Genomic DNA, 3846 nt, shown 5'->3' with positions numbered 1-3846 from the left:
TCAGCGCAAATCAAGCACCCCGGAAGAATCGGCGTGTCGAGGTCGGTGATGTATCAGGATTAGCCGGTTAAGAGGGGTCGATATGGTGTGGAATGCACAAGGCGCACACCGAGTTTCGCACACGCCCGCAACAACCACGTGTCGACAAATGCCGACCCGTTATCCACATAGATCGCCTTGGGAACACCGCGGGAGGCCAGCCCCGGCCGCAGCGCGGCGGCCAGCCGTACCGTGTCTTCGGCGTACCCCCACCGATAGCCGGGCAGCAGCCGAGAATGATCGTCAAGGAACGCGAACAAATATGTCTTACGGAGTTGGATTTTTATGCCGTGCAACGCATCCCCAGTCCAAAGGTCATTGGGGTGCTCAGCCTCGAACCGGCCGAACACCGGTAATGAGGACCCAGCCGCGACACCGGTGAGGCCGAGCTTGCGGAAGTTGCGTTGCAGGGTGCGCTCATCGGGCGCCCAACCCAGCTGGGTCCGCAGGATCCGCTGGATCGCCGCGGCGGTGCGATCCGGGTTTTCCCGCCGCAGCGCCACCGCCAGGTCCAGCACTTCAGCCGGGGTGCGCGGAGTGCACTGGCGTGGGTTGGGCACCAAGGCGTCGAACCCGCCGGCACGCCAGGCCCGTATCCAACGGTCAATGTTCTGCCGCGAGATCCGCACCCGCCGCCCGAATGGGTCGGTGTGCTCGCGGGAAGCCAACTCGCGCACCATCTTTCCCCGCTCCTTGGGAGAATGCGCCGCATCGGCGGCATCCCGGATCAACTGGTACCGAAACATTCCGATCGCTCGGGCCCGCTCGGCCCGCACCTTCACCTCGTCCTCGCCGGGCATAGGCAGTCTCCTTTGCTGTCTTTGGTGAAAACACGACAGTGCCCAGGATTACGGCCGCACCTACCTTGGCGGCAGGGTCGACTCGTGTTGCACCCACTGGCCTGGCCAGCCCGGCGACAACAACCGGCCACCCGACACCGCGACCGCAGCCTCGGTCAGCGACACCTTGGACAGCTCAAAGCGGCGCCCTATGGCCTCCGCGAGCGCCCCGATCGCGGCCACCGCGTCGGCCAACCCGCCACCAGCCGGGCCTGGCATCACCGGATCCGCATCCACCGCACGTAGCCACACGGTGAACACCGACCGCACCGCATCGGCCCGCTCGCCGAAGCGGCGCAACCAGCCACGCACCGTCTCCGCCGGGCGGGCCAGCTTGGCCGCGATCCGGCCAAACCCCGCCCCACGCGCAGCCTTGGCCACCAACGCCGACATGATCACCGCCGCCACGTCAGCGCGGCGCAGCAGCGCGGTCACCGGCAACAAAACGTGCGTAACTCCACAGCCCGTACACCGCGACCGGCGCGAACACAGCCGCAACGCCCCTTCAAGGCCGCGCAGCTGCCGCGGTCTGGCCCACCCCCAGCCGCCCAGCACGCCGCTGCACTCCGGGCACCTCAGCTCACCCGCCGCCAGCCTGCGCTCGACTTGATCGACATCCGTCTCTACCGTGACCACTGCGCCTCCGAGCGCGAATAGACGGCCCTCCCGCAGACTCAGCCAGAGACACACCGGGAGGGCCGTCACCTACAACGACGTGATCACCGTGCCGCCCGACACCACCAGCACCAAACCGGGCACGCCCAACCAACAAGCTGCTCACCGTCAGTGCCGGAACCCTACCCCCAGGTGCTCACCCTGAATGCCCCCCAACACTCCAGCTTCGCGGCCCGCTTGTCTGCCTCGGTCATGGCCGGCTTGGGGCCTGAGGGCTTGGCCGCGAGCGCATTCAACGCTCCAGCGTCACGCAGCCGCTTCCACTCGGTGATGTGCGAGGAGTACAAACCCTCCTTGCGCAGCAGCGCCCCCCGGGCACCCGGCTCGGTCAGCAACTCGTACTGCTCGAGAATGCCGAGCTTGTACTCCGCGGTGAACGTCCGCCGTTTCGGCCGCTTCTCACGCGGCCCCTTGCCGCTACCCAGGTTCCCATCATCGGCCACCGCCACCGCGGCGGTATCGGCCAGTGTCATCGTCACGGAATCAGAATCCAGTCCTCGCCCTGCTTCTCAACAGAAGACTCATCTACTTCAACGTCTCACACAGGTTAGACAGAGAGGGGTTTCTTCGGGGCGGAGCTCGACCGCCAACACAAGAAAAAGTCGACTTCCTCGACGCCCACCGCGAGGAGTTCGGGGTCGAGCCCATCTGCACCGTCCTGCGATCTGCAGGGGTGTCGATGGCCGCGAGCACCTACTGCGATACCAAGACCCGCGGTCCCTCGGCGCGCGCCCAACGCGACGCAGAGCTTGGGCGGGTCCTGGTAGGGCTCTGGGAGGATAACTACCGGGTATACGGGGCCCGCAAGCTGTGAAAAGCGGCACGTCGTGCCGGCCACGACGTCGGGCGGGATCAGGTCGCGCGGCTGATGCGCACCGCCGGCATCGCAGGGGCGCGGCGGGGCAAACGAGTGCGCACCACCACGCCGGATCCGGCCGCGGCGCGACACCCCGATCTGGTCGGGCGGAAGTTCGCGGCGACCGCGCCGAACCAGCTCTGGGTGACCGATCTGACGTTCGTGCCGACCTGGTCCGGGGTGGCCTACGTCTGCTTCATCATCGATGCCTTCAGCAGGATGATCGTCGGCTGGCGAGTCGCTTCGCACATGCGCACCACGATGGTGCTCGATGCGTTGGAGATGGCGCGTTGGTCACGCGGAAACCTGTTGGCGGGCTTGACATGTCACTCCGATTCAGGATTGCAGTTCACGTCCATCCGCTACGGTGAGCGGCTCGCCGAGATCGGTGCGGTCCCCTCGATCGGGTCGATCGGCGACAGCTTCGATAACGCTCTGGCGGAGACGGTGAACGGCTACTACAAGGCCGAGCTGATCTACGGCTCCGCCCGCAGCGGGCCGTGAAGACCGTCGAGGACGTCGAACTAGCCACCCTGGGCTGGGCCTACTGGCACAACACCAGCCGCCTCCACGGCTACCTCAACGACATTCCGCCGGTCGAGTTCGAAGCCGCGTTCTACGATGCAGAACGGACCGACCAACCACTGATCGGAATCCAATAGCCCGAGTCTCCGGCGGAACCAGGGCGATTCAGACAGGTTCCGGATCGCCGAGGTCGTGATATAGGAGCATCCTTCCAGGGACCACCGTCACGCTATCTCAGATGTCCACCGCTTCTGGGGAACCTCACACCCCTCCAAAATGGAGACGAGCAATACGCGCGGTAGCTACAATGCCGACTTAGCGACGCCGCGGGCCGTTAGTTGCCGACGTTTTCCCAACGAGTTGGAGGTTTCCGTCATGGCATACCTGCTCGTTTCTCCGGACATTGTCGCCGCAGCTACCCAGGATCTGAGCAAGCTGGGTTCGACTATTGGTGCGGCCAATGCAGCTGCGGCGACCTCGACGACGGAGGTGCTGTTGGCGGCCGCCGATGAGGTATCGGCGCGTATTGCGGAATTGTTCGGTGCCTACGGTCGCGAGTATCAGGTGATCAGTGCTGAGGTGGCGGCGTTTTATTCTCGTTTTTTGCAGGTTTTGAATGCTGGTGCGGCGGCGTACGCGTTTGCGGAAGCCGCCAATATGCCACATTTGCAAATGCTTGAGCAGGATGTGCTTAACCTCGTGAACGCGCCGGCCCAGCGGTTGCTGGGCCGACCGCTGATCGGCAACGGCGCCAACGCAACTGTTCCGGGTGGCACTGGTGGCGACGGCGGCATCCTGTTGGGTAACGGCGGCAACGGCGCCGCTGGTGCAGCGGGGCAGGCCGGTGGTGCCGGTGGGTCGGCGGGGCTGTTGGGTAACGGCGGTATGGGTGGCGCTGGTGGGGTTGGCGCC

3 protein-coding genes, 2 pseudogenes and 1 other annotated feature are annotated in these 3846 nt (G+C 65.4%); of the genes and pseudogenes, 2 read left to right on the top strand and 3 right to left on the bottom strand.

What is annotated here, in order from left to right:
- Positions 1-74: 74 nt before the first annotated feature.
- The 3 genes and pseudogenes from BST40_RS27440 to BST40_RS27430 form a co-directional block, all read right to left on the bottom strand.
- Positions 75-839, bottom strand: a pseudogene (locus tag BST40_RS27440) (DDE-type integrase/transposase/recombinase); the annotation flags it as partial.
- Between the two features lie 60 nt (positions 840-899).
- A complete protein-coding gene (locus BST40_RS27435; protein ID WP_083156477.1) occupies positions 900-1514 on the bottom strand; it encodes a hypothetical protein in 615 nt (204 codons plus the stop codon).
- Positions 1515-1675: 161 nt separating this feature from the next.
- Positions 1676-2032, bottom strand: coding sequence for a hypothetical protein (locus BST40_RS27430; protein ID WP_167381713.1), 357 nt, complete (start codon positions 2030-2032; stop codon positions 1676-1678).
- An 81-nt stretch (positions 2033-2113) separates the two neighbouring features.
- Positions 2114-2241, top strand: a sequence feature (AL1L pseudoknot).
- Between BST40_RS27430 and BST40_RS27425 the strand changes: the two are divergent.
- A pseudogene (locus BST40_RS27425) lies at positions 2116-3071 on the top strand (IS3 family transposase); the annotation flags it as partial. (Overlaps the previous feature by 126 nt.)
- 238 nt (positions 3072-3309) lie before the next feature.
- The coding region (locus tag BST40_RS27420) for a PE family protein (RefSeq protein ID WP_142276831.1) at positions 3310-3846 on the top strand (537 nt) is incomplete at its 3' end.

The sequence above is a fragment of the Mycobacterium persicum genome, assembly GCF_002086675.1.
GTDB lineage: Bacteria > Actinomycetota > Actinomycetes > Mycobacteriales > Mycobacteriaceae > Mycobacterium > Mycobacterium persicum.
Note: the sequence above shows the minus strand (reverse complement) of the source record. Positions and strands in the feature narration are given on the sequence as shown.